Consider the following 15,771-nt stretch of genomic DNA (forward strand, 5'->3'; position numbering starts at 1 on the left):
GCCTACGGGGCACGGGTGGGGCAGCCCTACTACTCACCCCGTCTCACCCGTGCAGCCGCCGGCCGCAGTGGGGCCACGGGCTCGCCCCCCGCTGCACGTACAGCTTCTTGGCCCGGAAGGTCTGCTCGGCGGCGGGCGCGTTCTGGGCGACTCCGCTGCCGCCGAGGGAGCGCCAGGTGCCGGGGTCGAACTGGTAGAGCCCGCCGTACGTCCCCGAAGGGTCGACGGCGTTCGGCCGGCCGCCGGACTCGCAGGCGGCGAGCGCGCCCCAGTCGAGGCCGTCGGCGCCCGCGACGGAGGTGGGAAGCGGCCGGGTCCCGACGCGTACCTGCCGGGAGACCGGTTCGCGGACGATCTCCTCGCCGGTCCTGCGGGGCTTCTGCCGGACGCCGTTGACGGTGCGCAGGCTGTACGTGACCCGGCGGACGCCGTGCACGCCCTGCCGTTCGACGACCTCGGTGCCGGTGAACAGCTCGGGGTCGCGGGTGCGCTCGACGGCGTACGGGATCGCCTCCTCCCGTACCTGCTTGGAGCCGGTGATCCGCAGCACGTTCACCGTCTGGCCGTCGCGGGGGAAGGAGCCGGGGGCGACGGAGGTGGCGTCCTGCCCGGAGAGGGTGATCCCGGCCTCGGCGAGAGCCTCCCGGATGGTCGCGGCGTTCGTCCTGACGGTCCGCTCGCGCCCGTCGGCGAGGAAGGTGATCGTGCGCTCGGTGCGCACGTCGAGGGCGAGGCCCTGGCGTGAGATGGCGGCTCCTCGGGAGACCGAGAGGTAGGCGCCCTCGGCGCGGACCCCGAGCTGGCGCAGCGCGCCCTCGACGGTGCGGGCGGTGGTCCACACCTGGCGGCGCCGCCCGTCGAGGGTGAGGGCGACCGGGCGGCCGTAGCGGACGACGATCTCGTCCCCGTTGGCCAGCGCCTCGGCGGGGGCGGGCGCGACGATGTCGTGGGCGCCGACGGCGACGCCTTCGTCGGCGAGGAGTTCGTGGACGTCGTCGGCGAAGGTGTGGAGGGTGCGCGGGACGCCGTCGACGGAGAGCCGGACGGCCTTGTCGTCGGCGACGAACGCGCTGGTGCCGCCGGCGAGGAAGGCGACGACGAGGGCCTGCGGGACGAGTCGCCGCAGCCCCTCTCCGGCGGAGCCGGCGGACCCGGCGGCCTTGCGGCGGCGTGCGGCGCGCCGGGACCCGGTGCGGGACCCCTGCCCGGGGACGACGAGCGGCGCCGCGAGGGTCTGCTGCTCGTGGACGGGGAGGGTGACCGCCGCGCCGCGCCGTCCGGCCCGGTGACTGCCCTGGGAAGTACTCACGAGGCCGGGACCCTAGCCCCGGCCCCGGTCACGCAGCCGGACGACTCGACCACGAAACGTAATCGTTATGGAGCGGTCGGTCAGGGGATCGGTACAGGGGGCTCAGTAGTCGAAGGCGCGGGCCGTGTTCACGGCGAGGGCCTCGGCGAGCTCGTTCTCCCCGATCCCGCGGACCTCGGCCATCGCCCGCACGGTGACCGGGATCAGGTACGGGGCGTTGGGGCGGCCGCGGTAGGGCGCCGGGGTGAGGAAGGGGGCGTCCGTCTCGACGAGGACGAGTTCGAGGGGGGCGACGGCGAGGGCGTCCCGCAGGTGCTGGGCGTTCTTGAAGGTGACGTTGCCGGCGAAGGACATGTAGTAGCCCTTGGCGGCGCAGATCTCGGCCATGGCGGCGTCGCCGGAGTAGCAGTGGAAGACGGTCCGCTCGGGGGCGCCCTCCTCGTCGAGTACGCGCAGGACGTCGGCGTGGGCCTCGCGGTCGTGGATGACGAGCGCCTTGCCGTGCCGCTTGGCGATCTCGATGTGGGCGCGGAAGGAACGCTCCTGCGCGGCGATGCCCTCGGGGCCGGTGCGGAAGAAGTCGAGGCCGGTCTCGCCGACGCCGCGGACGTACGGGAGGGCGGCGAGGCGGTCGATCTCGGCCAGCGCGTCGTCGAGGGCCGCGTCGCCGCCGCCCTCGCGGGCGCCCTGCCGGGACCAGCCGTCGGGGTCGCCGAGGACGATCCGGGGGGCCTCGTTGGGGTGCAGGGCGACGGCCGCGTGCACGTGCTCGTGGGCGGCGGCGGTCTCGGCGGCCCACTGGGAGCCTTTCACGTCGCAGCCGACCTGCACGACCGTGGTGACCCCGACGGCGGCGGCCTTGACGAGGGCCTCCTCGACGGTCCCCGACTGCATGTCCAGGTGGGTGTGCGAGTCCGCGACCTCCACGAGGAGGGGTTCGGGCAGCGGCGGCGGGGCGTCCTTGGCACTCATGCCCCCGATCGTACGAGGGCGATGAGTGCCGTCGCCAAGGGCTTACGCCGCCGAAGCCCTGCGTCGTCGGCGCCTTACTTGTGGTGGCGGAAAGGATGCAGGAGGTCCGAGAGGTGCCAGTGGTGCGGTACCGGGGGACTCTCGGGGTCGTCCTCGGTGAGCTCCTGCCCGATGGGACCGGCCATCGAGACGGGCTTGGTCGCCCGCGCGCCCTGCTGGTGCTTCTCCGTCGCGGCGATCAGGTCGAGCACCGACGACACCTGCCCGGCCCGCATGATCCGCACGACGTGACCGCCGCAGTTCATGCAGGTGGGGCTGGACAGCGGGGACGGGACCCGCTCCCCTTCGGCCTTGTAGACGACGAATTCCTGGCCGGCGGCGTCGACGTGGTGCTCGATGTCGTACGCCTGCTCCCAGCCGTATCCACAGCGCATACAGGCGAAGGCGTACGCCTCATGGGCGACGGATATGCCGGTGCCGGTGATCTCGCTCATGCCAGCTCCTCTCCACTGATCAGTGGACGCCTTTTCGGGCCGGAGCGCATCAGCGGGGGCCGAACCATGGAGGGTTCTTGGCCCTCCATGGCTCCCCCTTGCCAAGCGCCCAAGGAAAAATGTCCCGGCGCCGGGTTCGGCTTTACCTATCAGCGTAAATCACCGCGTAAATCGCTACACGACGCTGTTGAACTTGGTCCCTTCGCCCGCGTACAGCGTCGTCGTCTGACGGCTGAAGGGGGCGGTGACGGAGCCGGTCGAGCGGTAGACGGAGGTGCCGCCCGAGCCGTACGCGATCATGTCCGGGCGGCCGTCGTTGTCGATGTCACCGGCGCCGACCAGCTGGGTGAAGACGTTCCAGCCGCCGCCGATCCGCACGCGCGGGGCGAAGCCGCCGGTGCCGTTGCCCTGGTACAGCCAGAGGACACCGTCCGTGTCGCGGGCGACGAGGTCACCGGAGGCCGTACCGGCGATGTTGCCGAGGGCGGTGATGTGGTTGTAGATCTGCCAGCCGCCGCCGACGCGCACGCGGGCCGCGTAGGGCGCGGTCGTGGAACCCGGGCCCTTGTAGAACCACAGGACACCGGAGGCGTCCGTGGCCACGAGGTCGGCGCGGCCGTCGCCGTTGAGGTCCGAGCCGCCGGCGAGCTTGTTGTAGATCTGCCAGCCCGTGCCGACCTTCTGGCGGGCCGTGAACGTGCCGTCGCCCTTGCCGAGGTAGTGGTACAGCGCACCGGCGCCGTCGACGGCGACCAGGTCGCCGACCCCGTTGCCCGCGATGTTGCCGACGGCCTCGATCTGCTTGTACGTCTGCCAGCCGTTGCCGGCCTTGGTGCGCCCGGTGGAGACGGTCTTGCCGTCGGCCGGCCGGTCCCGCAGGTCGTCGCGCCACAGGTCGCCGGCGGAGTCACGGGCGAGGAGGTCCGTGGAGCCGTTGTCGCTGTAGTCGTGCGGGTTGGCGGTGCGGGTCACGTTCATGAGCCAGCCCTGGTAGGCGGGCTCCCCGGTGCCGTCGAGCGACGTCGCCTCGGCCTCCACCCCGTACGTGCCGTTCGGGGCGTCCACGCCGCCGATGGTGCCGTCCCAGGTGAAGGAGAACCGGGTGCCCTCGGCGGGGGCGTTCACGCGCGTACGGAACTCCTTGCCCGTGACGGTGTGCGTGAGCGTGACGTCCACGTAGGCCTCTCGGTCCGAGAGGGTCCACGCCAGCGTCGCCTTGCCGCCGGTCTGGTCGAGGTTCACCGCGTCGGGGACGTGGGTCTCCTGGATCGTCAGCGCGGGCAGCGGGCCCTCTTCGGCCACCTTGGTGACCGTCGGGGCGCCGTCCGCCGCGGCGGCGATCCGGAACAGGCCCTCGTCGTCGGCGGACCGCGTTCCGTGCACCACCACGGTGCCGTCGCTCGCGCCCAGCGCTTCCGAGCCGTACTGCAGGAGGTCGCGGCTCTCGCCCGTGGTCAGGGAGACGGCCCGGACGGGCGTCGTGGGGTGGCCGTACACCACCCAGTCACCCACGAGCGCGGTGAGGGAGGTGTGGCCGCCCAGGACGGTCCGCTTCGCCTCGCGCGTCTTGCGGTCGACGGAGACGATGACGCCGCCGACGCCGCTCTCGACCTCGTACCAGGCGACGTGCGAAGCGGAGAACTGCAGGCCGCCGAAGCCGCGCCCGGACTCGGCGGAGGCGTACGTCTCGGTCACCGTCCCGGCCGCCACGTCGACCAGGGCCCGGCCGCCGGTCCGCAGGTCCGCCGGGCCCTTCTCGTACCCGACGAGGACGTGACCGTTCTGGGCCGTCGAGCCGAAGAATTCGGTGGCGTCCGCGGGCAGCCCCGCGATCTTGCGGGTGGTCGTCGTGCCGCCGTCCTTGCTGACGACGTGCAGTTCGACGCCTGCCTGCGTGGTCAGCTGCGCGAGCACGCTGGTCGGGCTGAGCACGGCGACGTACTTGCCGTTCAGCGCGCGCAGGTCGATGGCGACGCCCGGGGCGGACGGTTCGGCCATGTTCCGCAGCGTGAGCGACTGCATCTCGTAGATCCAGTTCTCGTCCCCGAGGACGACCACGTCACCGGCCCCCGTGGCCCAACCGGTCGGAGACCCGAGCGAGGTGCGGGTGCCTTCGTACGAAGTCCAGAGCAGCTTCCGGTTGCTGTCGGCGTCGAACGAGAAGCTGAGGAAGCCGGAGGTGCCCACGCCACCGGCGGTGGAGCCCTCGGGGTAGACGGGCAGCGTCGCGGCGGCCTGCTCGGTCGAGGCCGCGGCCGTGCCCGCGGCGAAAGCGCTAGGGGCCGTGGCCAGGGTGCCGGCGCCGAGTGCCGTGGCGGCGAGGACGGCGGTGACGGCCAGCGCGAGACGGGTCGAGCGGAACTGCAAGGTGAACCCCCACGAGAAGGAACGGACACGACGGGGAGTGCCGTGCCAGTTCAGACTCATGATCGGGTCGAGTGGTTGTACGAGATCTTTCGATTCTTCGTACGGAGTCGCGGACCGGCTCCGCGGGGGAACGTCAGCCCTTCGCGGCCGGCCCCGCGCCCGCCGCCGTCTTCGCCGCGACCACCGCGTCGAACACCTCGCGCTTGGGCAGCCCGGCGTCGGCGGCGACCGCCGCGATGGCCTCCTTGCGCCGCTCGCCCGCCTCCTCGCGCACCCGCACCCTGCGCACCAGTTCCTCGGCGTCGAGCTCGGCCGGGCCGGTCTCCGGGGCGCCCTCGACGACGACGGTGATCTCACCCCGTACGCCCTCGGCCGCCCAGGCGGCGAGCTCGGCCAGCGGGCCGCGCTTGACCTCCTCGTACGTCTTGGTCAGCTCGCGGCAGACGGCGGCGCGCCGCTCGGCGCCGAAGACCTCGGCCATCGCGGCGAGCGTGTCGTCGAGCCGGTGCGGCGCCTCGAAGTAGACGAGGGTGCGCCGCTCGTCGGCGACCTCGCGCAGCCGTCCGAGGCGCTCGCCCGCCTTCCTCGGCAGGAAGCCCTCGAAGCAGAAGCGGTCCACGGGCAGCCCGGAGAGGGCGAGCGCGGTGAGCACGGCGGACGGGCCGGGGACGGCCGTCACCTTGATGTCCTGCTCGACGGCGGCGGCGACGAGCCGGTAGCCGGGGTCCGAGACGGACGGCATGCCCGCGTCGGTCACGAGCAGCACCCGGGCGCCGCCGACCAGGGCCTCGACCAGCTCCGGCGTACGGGCGGACTCGTTGCCCTCGAAGTAGGAGACGACCCGGCCCGTGGTGTGGATGCCGAGCGCGCGGGTGAGCCCGCGCAGCCTCCGGGTGTCCTCCGCGGCCACGATGTCCGCGTTCACCAGTTCGGTGGCGAGTCGTGGCGGTGCGTCCGCGATGTCACCGATGGGGGTCCCTGCGAGTACCAGCGTTCCTGTCACACGGACCATCCTCCCAGCCCGGAGAGGCGACGTGCACAGGCGCGTTCCCTACGATGGCGCGGTGACCAGTACCGCACCCGAGACCCTGGAGGGCCGGCACGCCGTGGCAGAGCCCTCTTCGTGGCAACAGCGGCTGCGGCGTTTCGGCTATTCGCCGCCCGCCGGAAGCGCCGCACCCATCGGGCTGCGGGAGCGGCTCGTCCCCGCGTACACCCGCCCGTCCGCCCGCGTGTGGTCGCTCCTCGGCCTCGGCCCGGGCCCCTCCGAGCGGCTGTGGCGGCTGATGGCCTGGGGCGGTCCGCTCCTGGTCACGGCCGTCGCGGGCCTGCTGAGGTTCTGGAACCTGGGCAAGCCGAACGCGGTGATATTCGACGAGACGTACTACGCCAAGGACTCCTGGGCCCTGATCAACCAGGGGTACGAGGGGGCGTGGCCGAAGGACATCGACAAGACGATCCTGAAGGACCCGGGGTCGGTCCTCGTACCGACCGACCCGGGGTACGTCGTCCATCCCCCGATGGGCAAGTGGGTCATCGGCGTCGGCGAGAAGATCTTCGGTTTCGAGCCGTTCGGCTGGCGCTTCATGGTGGCGCTGCTCGGCACGCTGTCCGTCCTGATGCTGTGCCGGATCGGCAGGCGGCTGTTCCGCTCGACGTTCCTGGGCTGTCTGGCGGGTCTGCTGCTCGCGGTCGACGGACTGCACTTCGTGATGAGCCGCACGGCGCTCCTCGACCAGGTGCTGATGTTCTTCGTGCTCGCCGCGTTCGGCTGCCTCGTCGTGGACCGCGACCGGGTCCGGAAGCGGCTCGCGGACGCGCTCCCCGAGGACGAGGAGGGGGTGCTCCGGCCCGACGGGGAGATCGCGGAGACCCTGCGGCTCGGCTGGCGGCCGTGGCGGATCGCGGCCGGTGTGATGCTGGGCCTCGCGGCGGCGACGAAGTGGAACGGCCTGTACGTCATGGCCGCGTTCGGCCTGATGACGGTCCTGTGGGACGTGGCGGGCCGGCGCACGGCGGGCGCCGTCCGCCCGCACCTCGCGGTGCTGAAGAAGGACCTGCTGCCGGCGTTCGTGTCGGTGGTGCCGGTGGCGATCGGCACGTACCTGGCGACCTGGACGGGCTGGATCGTCAGCGACAAGGGCTACTTCCGCGACTGGGCCGCCAAGCAGGACAAGCTCCCCGGCGGGGGCGGTACGTGGAGCTGGATGCCGGAGTGGTGGCGCAGCCTGTGGCACTACGAGTCCGAGGTGTACACGTTCCACGTCGGCCTGACGTCGCCGCACACGTACGAGTCGAACCCCTGGTCGTGGATCGTCCTCGGCCGCCCCGTCTCGTACTTCTACGAGTCCCCTGCCCCCGGCACGGCCGGCTGCCCGGCCACCACGAAGGAGAAGTGCGCCCAGGAGGTCCTGGCCCTCGGCACCCCGCTCCTGTGGTGGGCGGCCTGCTTCGCGATCCTGTACGTGCTCTGGCGCTGGGCGTTCCGCCGCGACTGGCGCGCGGGGGCCATCGCCTGCGGCATCGCGGCCGGCTGGGTCCCCTGGTTCATCTACCAGGAACGCACGATCTTCCTCTTCTACGCGGTCGTCTTCGTGCCGTTCCTGTGTCTGGCGGTGGCGATGATGCTGGGCGCGATCATCGGCCCGGCGGGCTCGTCGGAGAGACGGCGCACGTTCGGGGCGGTGGCTGCGGGCTGCCTGGTCCTGCTGATCGTCTGGAACTTCATCTACTTCTGGCCGATCTACACGGGCACGCCGATCCCGATAGACCAGTGGCGCGGCCGGATGTGGCTGGACACCTGGGTGTAGCGGGGAAATCGAACGGCTATCGCCGAGCGGCGCGACGTCGGGCGATGATCAGGCCGAGGAGGATCCCGACGAGCAGGGTGACCGTCAGGACGATCCACAGGGGGAGCGTCACGGTGGGGACCCAGAGCTTGATGGTGACGGATCCGGTGTTGGCCGCGATGAACCAGATGGCCAGGCCTGCCAGAACGATGAAGCCGATGGTGCGCAGCCGCATGTCCCGCCCTTTGACCGTCACCGTGGACGGTCCGTGCGCTTTTGCGGTTTTCTCGGTCATACGGCCAATTATCGGTGGATCGGTCCGGGTGGGCGACCCGGGTCGCCCGCCGGCGCCGTAGCCGCGGGCAGCTCCGGGGCGCGCTCGGCAGACGGCCCGGGACGGCGGAAGCCGGCTCCCCTGTCGCGGGGGAGCCGGCTTCGTCGCCGGGGGCCGGGGGATCAGATCTGCCAGTAGAAGCGCAGGTATCCCGACAGGTTGGCGGTGACGTGGTCATGGTCGAGCAGGTTGACCGTGGCCTTCATCGTGCCGCTGCCGGTCGCGTCCTCGTAGAGGCCCTCGCCGCGCAGGATCGAGAACGTGCCGGTCGGGTAGACCATCGTGTCCCCCGTCAGCGGCGCGGTGAGGTGGTAGCTGATCTTGAACTTGTCACCGTCGGGCTCGGTGATCATCGCCGTGCCCTTGATCTCGTACTTGCCCGGGATCGTCGCGGTACACGCGTCCTCGGTCTGCGACCAGACTCCGGCGCTCGGGTTGCCCGTCGCGGTGCCCGTGCCGGTCACCTTGTAGCCGTTGCAGCCCGTGGTGTCCGGGTGCGTGGTCGCGACCACCGCGAAGTTGGCGGTGAGGTTGACGTTGGGCGGGTTCTCGATGGCGAACGAGGTGCTGGTCGTCCCGCCGACGATCAGCGTCGCCGTGGCGGCGACGCCCGCTATGCGCGCCGTCCAACGCCTGGTGATGCCTGACATGTTGCCCCCCGAGGCTGTCCAGAAGTGGCCAATGTGGCCTGAGTGAAGGCCTGTTGGGGACAGCTTGGTCCAGTGGGGGTCTTCCCGTCGAGAGAACTCAGCTTATTTTCGCACTAAGTGCCTGGCTGAAAGATTTGCTCTTCGCGCACGCGGACCGCCACCCGTGGGGCGGGTGTGACAGATATCGCGATAGTTGCTCGACACACCATAGCGACACTGCTTGACTGGACGGTCACCTGGGGAGGGGAACGCAGTCATGCGCAGTGGAGCAAAGGTCGCGATCGTCGGGGGCGTGTTCGCCGTCGTGGCGGGCGGCGTCGGGTACGGGGGCTACAACCTGTGGAACGGGATCACGGGCGGCGGCGACTCGTCCGTGAACACCGCGTCGAACGACGCACCGAAGACAGGGCCCGTCACCGCCGAGGAGGTCACGACCACCGCGCGGGACTTCCTGGCCGCCTGGGCCGCCGGGGAACCGGAGAAGGCGGGCCAGCTGACGAACGACCCGGTCACGGCCGAGCCCGCCGTGGCGGCCTACCGGGAGGGCGCGAGCGTCACGGAGGCCACCATCACGCCCGGGGCGCCCGTCGGCGAGAAGGTCCCCTTCACGGTGAAGGCGACCGTCACCTACAACGGCGTGTCGAAGCCCTGGTCGTACGCCTCCGAACTGACCGTCGTCCGCGGGACGACGACCGGCCGGCCACTGGTGAAGTGGGCGCCGTCCGTGCTCCACCCGAAGCTGACCACCGCAGAGGCCACGCTGCGCACGGGCGAGGCGGAGACGGCCTCCGTGAAGGCCGTCGACCGGAACGGCAAGGAGCTGACGGCGGAGAAGTACCCCTCGCTGAGACCGATCCTCGACACCCTTCGCGAGCGGTACGGGGCCAAGGCGGGCGGCACGGCCGGGATCGAGACGTGGATCGACACGGGCAGCGAGACCGTCGCCGACTCCACCCTCCTCGTCCTGCAGAAGGGGACGCCCGGCACGCTGAAGACGACCATCGACGCGGACGTGCAGGCGGCGGCCGAGAAGGCGGTCAAGACGTACGGGAACGCCTCGGTGGCCGCGATCGAGCCGTCCACGGGCGCGATACGCGCGGTCGCCAACAGCCCGGCCACCGAGTACAACATCGCGTTCCGGGGCGCTCAGGCCCCCGGCTCGACGATGAAGATCGTCACGGCGGCGATGATGATGCAGAACGGCCTCGCGACGCCCAATACCAAGGTCGAGTGTCCTTCCACCGTCGTGTCGAGGAGCAGCACCTTCCAGAACCTCGACAAGTTCAGCATCACCGACGGAACCCTCACCGAGTCGTTCCGCCGCTCCTGCAACACCGCCTTCATCAAGGCGGTGCCGCCCCTCGCCGACAAGAACATCGCGGACACCGCCCTCGGCACCACGGCCCGCGACTCCTTCGGCATCGGCCAGGTCTGGGAGGTGGGTGTCCCGGCGGCGGACGGCAGCGTCCCCGAGTCGGCCGGGAGTGACACGCCCGCCTCGTACATCGGCCAGGGCAAGATCACGATGAGCGCCCTGAACGTCGCCTCGCTCTCCGCGACCGTGAAGAACGGCGGATTCCTCCAGCCGTACCTGGTGGCGAAGTCGCTCGACGACCGGGAGTTCGCCAAGGCCGAACGGCTCTCCTCCGAGGTCGCCCTGGGGCTGCAGAAGATGATGAACGCGGCGGCGACCGCGGCGGACGGGACGGCGACGGAAGCGATGGCCGGCGTCCCCTTCCCCAAGGGCGCCAAGACCGGCTCCGCCGAGGTCGACAGCCAGGGCAAGTCCAACAGCTGGTTCACCGGCTACTCCGGCGACCTCGCGGCGGCGGCGGTCGTCCAGGAGGGCGGCCACGGCGGCGACGCGGCGGGTCCGGTGGTGGCGGCGGTTCTGAAGGCGGGCTGACCACGCGTCGGAACGCCGTCGCCCGGCCCGTACGGCTACCGCTAGCGTCGGGCCATGACCGCTGAGAACTCCCCCGCCAACCCCCAGTTCGCCGCCGCGCTCCAGGAGCTGGGCCTCGACGTCGAGGTCCGCCGCTTCCCGGAGGACACCCGCACCGCGCAGCAGGCCGCCGAGGCAATCGGCTGCGAGGTCGCCGAGATCGTGAAGTCGCTGATCTTCGCCGCCGACGGGGTGCCCGTCCTCGTCCTCATGGACGGCGCCTCGCGGGTGGACGTCGAGCGGGTACGGCGGGAACTGTGCGCGGCGAAGGTCACCCGGGCCGACCCGAGGGTGGTCCGGGAGACCACCGGGTACGCGATCGGGGGCGTCCCGCCGTTCGGGCACAGGACCCGGACCCGGGTCCTCGCCGACCGGGGCATCCTCGACCACGACGTGGTGTGGGCGGCGGCGGGCACCCCGCGCACGGTCTTCGCGATGGACCCGAAGTCCCTCGTGGCGCACGCCGGAGGCGTCCTGGTGGACGTCCGGGAGCAGGCCGCCGACGCTTCGGTGGACGCCCACGGGCCCTCGGCCTGACCCGCTCGTCACCCTCGCGGGTCCTCGTCGCCGCATCACCCACCCAGGACCTCCGCGAAGTGCGTGTTCACCGCGAGCAGGCCGCCGTCCACGCGGAGGACCGTACCCGTGATCCACGAGGCGTCCCGGGAGGCGAGGAAGGCGACGGCCGCGGCCACGTCCTCGGGGGTGCCGACGCGGCCCAGCGGGTAGACCCGGTCGGCGAGGGCCGACAGGTCCGGTTCCCTGCCCGCCCACCCGGTCGTCGCGATCGTGCCCGGGTTGATCTGGTTCACGCGGACCCCGCGCGGGGCCGCGTCGCCCGCCAGGGTGCGGGTGAGGGACGCCAGGCCGGCCTTCGCCGCGCTGTACGCGTGGCCGCCGAAGTCCGCCTCGGCGTTGACGGAGCCGATGCTGACGATCGCCCCGCGCCCGCCGGCCGCGGCCAGGTGCGGCAGCGCCGCCCGGGAGCAGCGGACGGCTCCCATGAAGGTGACGTCGTGCTGGCCGGTCCAGACCTCGTCCGGCTCGTCCTCGAAGCGGTCCCGGTCGGGGGCGACGGGGCCGAAGGCGTTGTTGACGAGGACGTCGAGGCCGCCGAGGTGCTCCACCGCGTACGCGACCGCCGCCTCGACCGAGGCCCGGTCACCGACGTCGCAGCGCAGGGCCACCGCCCCCGGGATGCCGGCCGCCGTCCTCCCCGCCTCCTCCTCGTCGATGTCGGTGAGAAGGACCCTGGCGCCCTCCGCCGCCAGGCGCCGGGCGGTGGCCGCGCCGATGCCGCGCGCCGCGCCGGTGACCAGTGCCGTGTATCCGTCGAACCGTCGGGTGAGTTCCATGGGGTGATCTCAACATCGAAGGCGCGCCCGCGCCCATGCCCATGCACGCGACTCTGTCACCTGCCCCTCGCGCGGCAACCGTTGATCGACTAGCGTCACGGGGCCGTCCTGAGGCGCGGGACGCGCGCGGGCGGGGGGAACGGGAACATGGCTCAGCTGATCGCCGTCGCGATCATCACGGTTCTGGCTGTCATCAGCCCCGGCGCGGACTTCGCCATGACGGTCCGCAACAGCTATCTGTACGGGCGGACGGCGGGGGTCCTCGCGGCCGTCGGGATCGCGCTCGGCGTGCTCGTGCACGTCACGTACACGATGCTCGGCGTGGGCCTTCTGGTGTCGGGTTCGCCGATGCTGTTCACCGCGATGAAGCTGATCGGCGCCGCCTACCTCGTCTACATCGGATACAAGACCTTCGTCACCAGGTCGCAGGTGGACGTCGACCTGTCGGGCGACGCCGGACTGTCGAAGGCGGGGGCGCTGCGGACCGGGTTCCTGACGAACGCGCTCAACCCCAAGACGATGCTCTTCGTGCTGAGCACGTACACCCAGGTCGTCAGCGCCGAGACGCCCGTCCTCCAGCAGGTCGGCTACGGCCTGTTCATGTCGTTCGCGCACCTGGTGTGGTTCGGCCTCGCCGCGGTGCTGTTCTCCCAGGAGAGCCTGCGCGCCCGGCTGCTCCGCAAGCAGACCGTGCTCAACAAGGTCATCGGCAGCGTGCTCGTCGGGCTCGGCATGGTCCTCGCGTTCACGCCGTCCGCCGCCTGACCTCCCGTACTAATCGGCGGCCGCGGCCCGCACCGCCCGCACCAGGGCCTGGGCGCGGGGGTCCGCCGTCACCGTCTTGCGCATGCCGTTGGTGACGTACCCGAAGGCGATGCCGGAGTCGGGGTCCGCGAAGCCGAGCGAGCCGCCGCGGCCGGGGTGGCCGAAAGAGGACGGGCCGAGGAGCGGGGAGGCCGGGCCGTGCAGCATGTGGCCGGGGCCGAAGCGGGTGCCGACGAGCAGCACCTGGTCCGGGCCCGCCGACTCCTCGGTCCCGGCGAGGGTGAGGGTGTCGGGGGTGAAGAGGCGTGCGGCGCCGTTCACCGGGCCGAGGGTGGACGCGTAGAAGCCGGCGAGGGCGCGGGCGGTGGCCACTCCGGCAGAGCCGGGCAGTTCGGCGGCCCGGTAGGCGGGGTCGTTCTCGTCGGGCTTGGGGGCGATGGCCCCGAAGGCGCGCCGGGTGAGGGAGTCGGGGTTCTCGTACGCCTCGGAGACGGAGCGCTTGGGGCGGAGCCTGAGGGCGCCGCCGCCGGGCGGGTCGATCTCCTCGACGGGGCCGAGCCGGCCGACCCGGTGGGCCTGTGCGTCGGGCAGTCCGATCCACAGGTCGAGGCCGAGGGGGCCCGTGATCTCCTCGGCGACCCAGCTGCCGATGGTGCGGCCGGTGACCTGGTGGACCAGGCCGGAGAGCAGCCAGCTGAAGGTGTGGGCGTGGTAGCCGTGCCCGGTGCCGGGCTCCCAGAAGGGGGCCTGGGCGGCGATGGCGGCGATGGCCGTCGGCAGGTCGGTCGCCTCGGCGAGCGTGAGGGGGCGGTCGAGGGCGGGGACGCCGGCACGGTGCGCGAGGAGCTGCCGTACGGTCACCCGCTCCTTGCCCGCCGCCTTGAAGTCGGGCCAGTACGCGGCGACCGGGGCGTCCAGGTCGAGCAGGCCACGCTGGTGCAGGAGCAGGGGTACGGCGGCGGCGACGCCCTTGGTGGCGGAGCGCACGACCTGGGCGGTGTCCGCCGTCCACGGATCCGTGCCGTCCACGTCGCGGCTGCCCGCCCACAGGTCGACGACCTCGACGCCGTCCCGGTGGACGGCGACGGCCGCGCCGCGCTCACCGCGCTGCTCGAAGTTGCGCAGGAACGCGTCCCTGACCGGCTCCCAGCCCGCCGCCACCGTGCCCTGGACGTCCACCCGACCCACTCTCCCTTTGTCCGACCTTTTGTACGACCTCTCGTACGACCGGCTCCCATGGTGCAACGCGGCGGGTGAGGGCCGGATTCCGGGGTCGGGCGACGCGGTCAGGCCACGGAGCCGGGCACGAAGCCGAACGGCAGCTCAAGGCGGTGCCGTGCCATCAGCTCCTCGTCGGTGAGGATCTCGCGGGTCTGCCCGTCGGCGGCGATGACGCCCTCGCTGAGGATCACCGCGCGCGGGCAGAGCTCCAGGGCGTACGGCAGGTCGTGGGTGACCATCAGGACGGTGACGTCGAGCCCCCTGAGGATGTCGGCGAGTTCGCGGCGCGAGGCCGGGTCGAGGTTGGAGGACGGTTCGTCGAGGACGAGGATCTCGGGCTCCATGACGAGGACGGTCGCGACGGCGACCCGGCGCCGCTGCCCGAAGGACAGGTGGTGCGGCGGCCGGTCGGCGTACTCCGCCATCCCGACGCGTTCGAGGGCCCTGCGGACGGCGGCGTCGAGTTCGGCGCCCCGCAGGCCCGCCGCCGCGGGGCCGAAGGCCACGTCCTCGCGGACGGTCGGCATGAACAACTGGTCGTCGGGGTCCTGGAAGACGATGCCGACCTTGCGCCTGATCTCGGCGAGGTGCTTCCTGCCGACGGGGAGGCCGGCGACGGCGACCGTGCCCGCGCCGCCGGTGAGGATGCCGTTGAGGTGCAGGACCAGGGTGGTCTTGCCGGCGCCGTTGGGGCCGAGGAGGGCGACCCGTTCGCCGCGCCCGACGGTCAGGTCGACGCCGAACAGGGCCTGGTGGCCGTCGGGGTACGCGTAGGCGAGGCCGTGCACCTCGAGCGAAGGGGCGGCGGTCATAGGGTCCATCCCAGGAGGCAGATCAGGAGTGCGGTGAGCGGCAGCGCGGCGGCGTACGCCCACTGCGCGCGGGTGGCGGTCGCCTCGTCGAGGACCGGCATGGTGCCCGTGTAGCCACGGCTGAGCATGGCGAGGTGGACCCGTTCCCCGCGTTCGTACGAGCGGATGAAGAGCGCGCCCGCCGACTTGGCGAGGACCCCCCAGTGGCGGACGCCCCGTGCCTCGAAGCCGCGCGAGCGGCGGGCGACGGACATCCGGCGCATCTCGTCGGTGATGACGTCGCCGTACCGGATCATGAAGGACGCGATCTGGACGAGCAGCGGGGGCAGCTTCAGGCGCTGGAGGCCGAGGAGCAGGGCGCGAAGCTCGGTGGTGGAGGCGAGGAGCACGGAGGCGGCGACGCCGAGGGTGCCCTTGGCGAGGACGTTCCAGGCGCCCCAGAGGCCGGGGACGCTCAGGGACACCCCGAGGACGGTCGTCCGCTCGCCGGGGACGACGAACGGCATGAGCAGCGCGAAGGCGACGAACGGCACCTCGATGAGCAGCCGCTTGAGCAGGAAGCCGGCCGGGATCCGGGCCTTCGCCGCCACGGCCGCGAGGAGCAGGGCGTAGCCGGCGAAGGCCCAGACGGCCTCGCGGGGCGTCGAGACGACGACCACGACGAAGCCGAGGACCGCGGCGAGCTTGGTGTGCGGGGGCAGCTGGTGGACCGGCGAGTGCGCGTGCCGGTAGAGCCTGTGGGCGTGGCCTGCGCCCAT

Annotated in this window: 15 protein-coding genes; 4 read left to right on the forward strand and 11 right to left on the reverse strand. The window is 72.1% G+C overall.

What is annotated here, in order from left to right; genetic code table 11:
• Positions 1-43 precede the first annotated feature (43 nt).
• The 5 genes from ACIA8N_RS25735 to rsmI form a co-directional block, all read right to left on the reverse strand.
• Positions 44-1,309 (reverse strand): ubiquitin-like domain-containing protein, encoded by a 1,266-nt coding sequence (locus tag ACIA8N_RS25735; protein WP_365778544.1) that lies wholly within the window; start codon positions 1,307-1,309, stop codon positions 44-46.
• A 102-nt stretch (positions 1,310-1,411) separates the two neighbouring features.
• Entirely contained in the window at positions 1,412-2,281 is an 870-nt protein-coding gene (locus tag ACIA8N_RS25740) for a TatD family hydrolase (protein ID WP_365778542.1), read from the reverse strand.
• A gap of 74 nt (positions 2,282-2,355) precedes the next feature.
• Positions 2,356-2,775 carry a hypothetical protein gene (locus ACIA8N_RS25745; protein WP_359204389.1) on the reverse strand — a complete coding sequence of 140 codons (420 nt, stop codon included), beginning with the start codon at positions 2,773-2,775 and terminating at the stop codon, positions 2,356-2,358.
• A 174-nt stretch (positions 2,776-2,949) separates the two neighbouring features.
• Entirely contained in the window at positions 2,950-5,202 is a 2,253-nt protein-coding gene (locus ACIA8N_RS25750) for a VCBS repeat-containing protein (protein ID WP_365778540.1), read from the reverse strand.
• Between the two features lie 73 nt (positions 5,203-5,275).
• Entirely contained in the window at positions 5,276-6,154 is an 879-nt protein-coding gene (rsmI, locus tag ACIA8N_RS25755; RefSeq protein ID WP_365778538.1) for a 16S rRNA (cytidine(1402)-2'-O)-methyltransferase, read from the reverse strand.
• 52 nt (positions 6,155-6,206) lie between these two features.
• Here rsmI and ACIA8N_RS25760 point away from each other — a divergent pair, with 52 nt between their 5' ends.
• Complete coding sequence (locus ACIA8N_RS25760; protein ID WP_365778536.1) at positions 6,207-7,952, forward strand: phospholipid carrier-dependent glycosyltransferase; 1,746 nt, start codon at positions 6,207-6,209, stop codon at positions 7,950-7,952.
• 16 nt (positions 7,953-7,968) lie between these two features.
• Here the strand turns inward: ACIA8N_RS25760 and ACIA8N_RS25765 are convergent, their stop codons facing one another.
• On the reverse strand, positions 7,969-8,226 hold the full coding sequence (locus ACIA8N_RS25765; protein WP_365778534.1) for a lipopolysaccharide assembly protein LapA domain-containing protein: 258 nt from the start codon (positions 8,224-8,226) through the stop codon (positions 7,969-7,971).
• 161 nt (positions 8,227-8,387) lie between these two features.
• The gene (locus ACIA8N_RS25770; protein ID WP_365778532.1) at positions 8,388-8,915 is read right to left on the reverse strand and encodes a hypothetical protein; all 528 of its coding nucleotides are present in this window, start codon (positions 8,913-8,915) and stop codon (positions 8,388-8,390) included.
• 256 nt (positions 8,916-9,171) lie between these two features.
• Here ACIA8N_RS25770 and ACIA8N_RS25775 point away from each other — a divergent pair, with 256 nt between their 5' ends.
• Together ACIA8N_RS25775 and ACIA8N_RS25780 are read left to right on the forward strand one after the other, a co-directional pair.
• The gene (locus ACIA8N_RS25775; protein ID WP_365778530.1) at positions 9,172-10,821 is read left to right on the forward strand and encodes a penicillin-binding transpeptidase domain-containing protein; all 1,650 of its coding nucleotides are present in this window, start codon (positions 9,172-9,174) and stop codon (positions 10,819-10,821) included.
• A 54-nt stretch (positions 10,822-10,875) separates the two neighbouring features.
• Positions 10,876-11,397, forward strand: a complete 522-nt coding sequence (locus ACIA8N_RS25780; protein WP_365778528.1) for a YbaK/EbsC family protein — start codon at positions 10,876-10,878, stop codon at positions 11,395-11,397.
• Positions 11,398-11,432: 35 nt separating this feature from the next.
• Here ACIA8N_RS25780 and ACIA8N_RS25785 read toward each other — a convergent pair whose 3' ends face one another.
• A complete protein-coding gene (locus ACIA8N_RS25785; RefSeq protein ID WP_365778526.1) occupies positions 11,433-12,215 on the reverse strand; it encodes an SDR family NAD(P)-dependent oxidoreductase in 783 nt (260 codons plus the stop codon).
• Between the two features lie 147 nt (positions 12,216-12,362).
• On the opposite strand from ACIA8N_RS25785, the gene ACIA8N_RS25790 reads away from it, so the two are divergent.
• Positions 12,363-12,980, forward strand: coding sequence for a LysE family transporter (locus ACIA8N_RS25790; RefSeq protein WP_365778524.1), 618 nt, complete (start codon positions 12,363-12,365; stop codon positions 12,978-12,980).
• Between the two features lie 9 nt (positions 12,981-12,989).
• Here the strand turns inward: ACIA8N_RS25790 and ACIA8N_RS25795 are convergent, their stop codons facing one another.
• From ACIA8N_RS25795 to cbiQ, 3 genes are all read right to left on the reverse strand, one after another.
• Entirely contained in the window at positions 12,990-14,159 is a 1,170-nt protein-coding gene (locus ACIA8N_RS25795) for a serine hydrolase domain-containing protein (RefSeq protein WP_365778522.1), read from the reverse strand.
• A 107-nt stretch (positions 14,160-14,266) separates the two neighbouring features.
• Complete coding sequence (locus ACIA8N_RS25800) at positions 14,267-15,013, reverse strand: ABC transporter ATP-binding protein (protein ID WP_365778520.1); 747 nt, start codon at positions 15,011-15,013, stop codon at positions 14,267-14,269.
• Positions 15,010-15,771 carry a cobalt ECF transporter T component CbiQ gene (cbiQ, locus tag ACIA8N_RS25805; protein ID WP_365778518.1) on the reverse strand — a complete coding sequence of 254 codons (762 nt, stop codon included), beginning with the start codon at positions 15,769-15,771 and terminating at the stop codon, positions 15,010-15,012. Before cbiQ ends, ACIA8N_RS25800 begins: the two co-directional genes overlap by 4 nt.

This window comes from Streptomyces sp. NPDC051822 (assembly GCF_044452745.1).
GTDB lineage: Bacteria > Actinomycetota > Actinomycetes > Streptomycetales > Streptomycetaceae > Streptomyces.

Excerpts from the sequence above, each read along its gene's own strand:
- ACIA8N_RS25740 (WP_365778542.1), bottom strand. The coding sequence starts at position 2,281 with ATGAGTGCCAAGGACGCCCCGCCGCCGCTGCCCGAACCCCTCCTCGTG.
- ACIA8N_RS25745 (WP_359204389.1), bottom strand. The coding sequence starts at position 2,775 with ATGAGCGAGATCACCGGCACCGGCATATCCGTCGCCCATGAGGCGTAC.
- ACIA8N_RS25750 (WP_365778540.1), bottom strand. The coding sequence starts at position 5,202 with ATGAGTCTGAACTGGCACGGCACTCCCCGTCGTGTCCGTTCCTTCTCG.
- rsmI (WP_365778538.1), bottom strand. The coding sequence starts at position 6,154 with ATGGTCCGTGTGACAGGAACGCTGGTACTCGCAGGGACCCCCATCGGT.
- ACIA8N_RS25765 (WP_365778534.1), bottom strand. The coding sequence starts at position 8,226 with ATGACCGAGAAAACCGCAAAAGCGCACGGACCGTCCACGGTGACGGTC.
- ACIA8N_RS25770 (WP_365778532.1), bottom strand. The coding sequence starts at position 8,915 with ATGTCAGGCATCACCAGGCGTTGGACGGCGCGCATAGCGGGCGTCGCC.
- ACIA8N_RS25775 (WP_365778530.1), top strand. The coding sequence starts at position 9,172 with ATGCGCAGTGGAGCAAAGGTCGCGATCGTCGGGGGCGTGTTCGCCGTC.
- ACIA8N_RS25780 (WP_365778528.1), top strand. The coding sequence starts at position 10,876 with ATGACCGCTGAGAACTCCCCCGCCAACCCCCAGTTCGCCGCCGCGCTC.
- ACIA8N_RS25785 (WP_365778526.1), bottom strand. The coding sequence starts at position 12,215 with ATGGAACTCACCCGACGGTTCGACGGATACACGGCACTGGTCACCGGC.
- ACIA8N_RS25790 (WP_365778524.1), top strand. The coding sequence starts at position 12,363 with ATGGCTCAGCTGATCGCCGTCGCGATCATCACGGTTCTGGCTGTCATC.
- ACIA8N_RS25800 (WP_365778520.1), bottom strand. The coding sequence starts at position 15,013 with ATGACCGCCGCCCCTTCGCTCGAGGTGCACGGCCTCGCCTACGCGTAC.
- cbiQ (WP_365778518.1), bottom strand. The coding sequence starts at position 15,771 with ATGGGCGCAGGCCACGCCCACAGGCTCTACCGGCACGCGCACTCGCCG.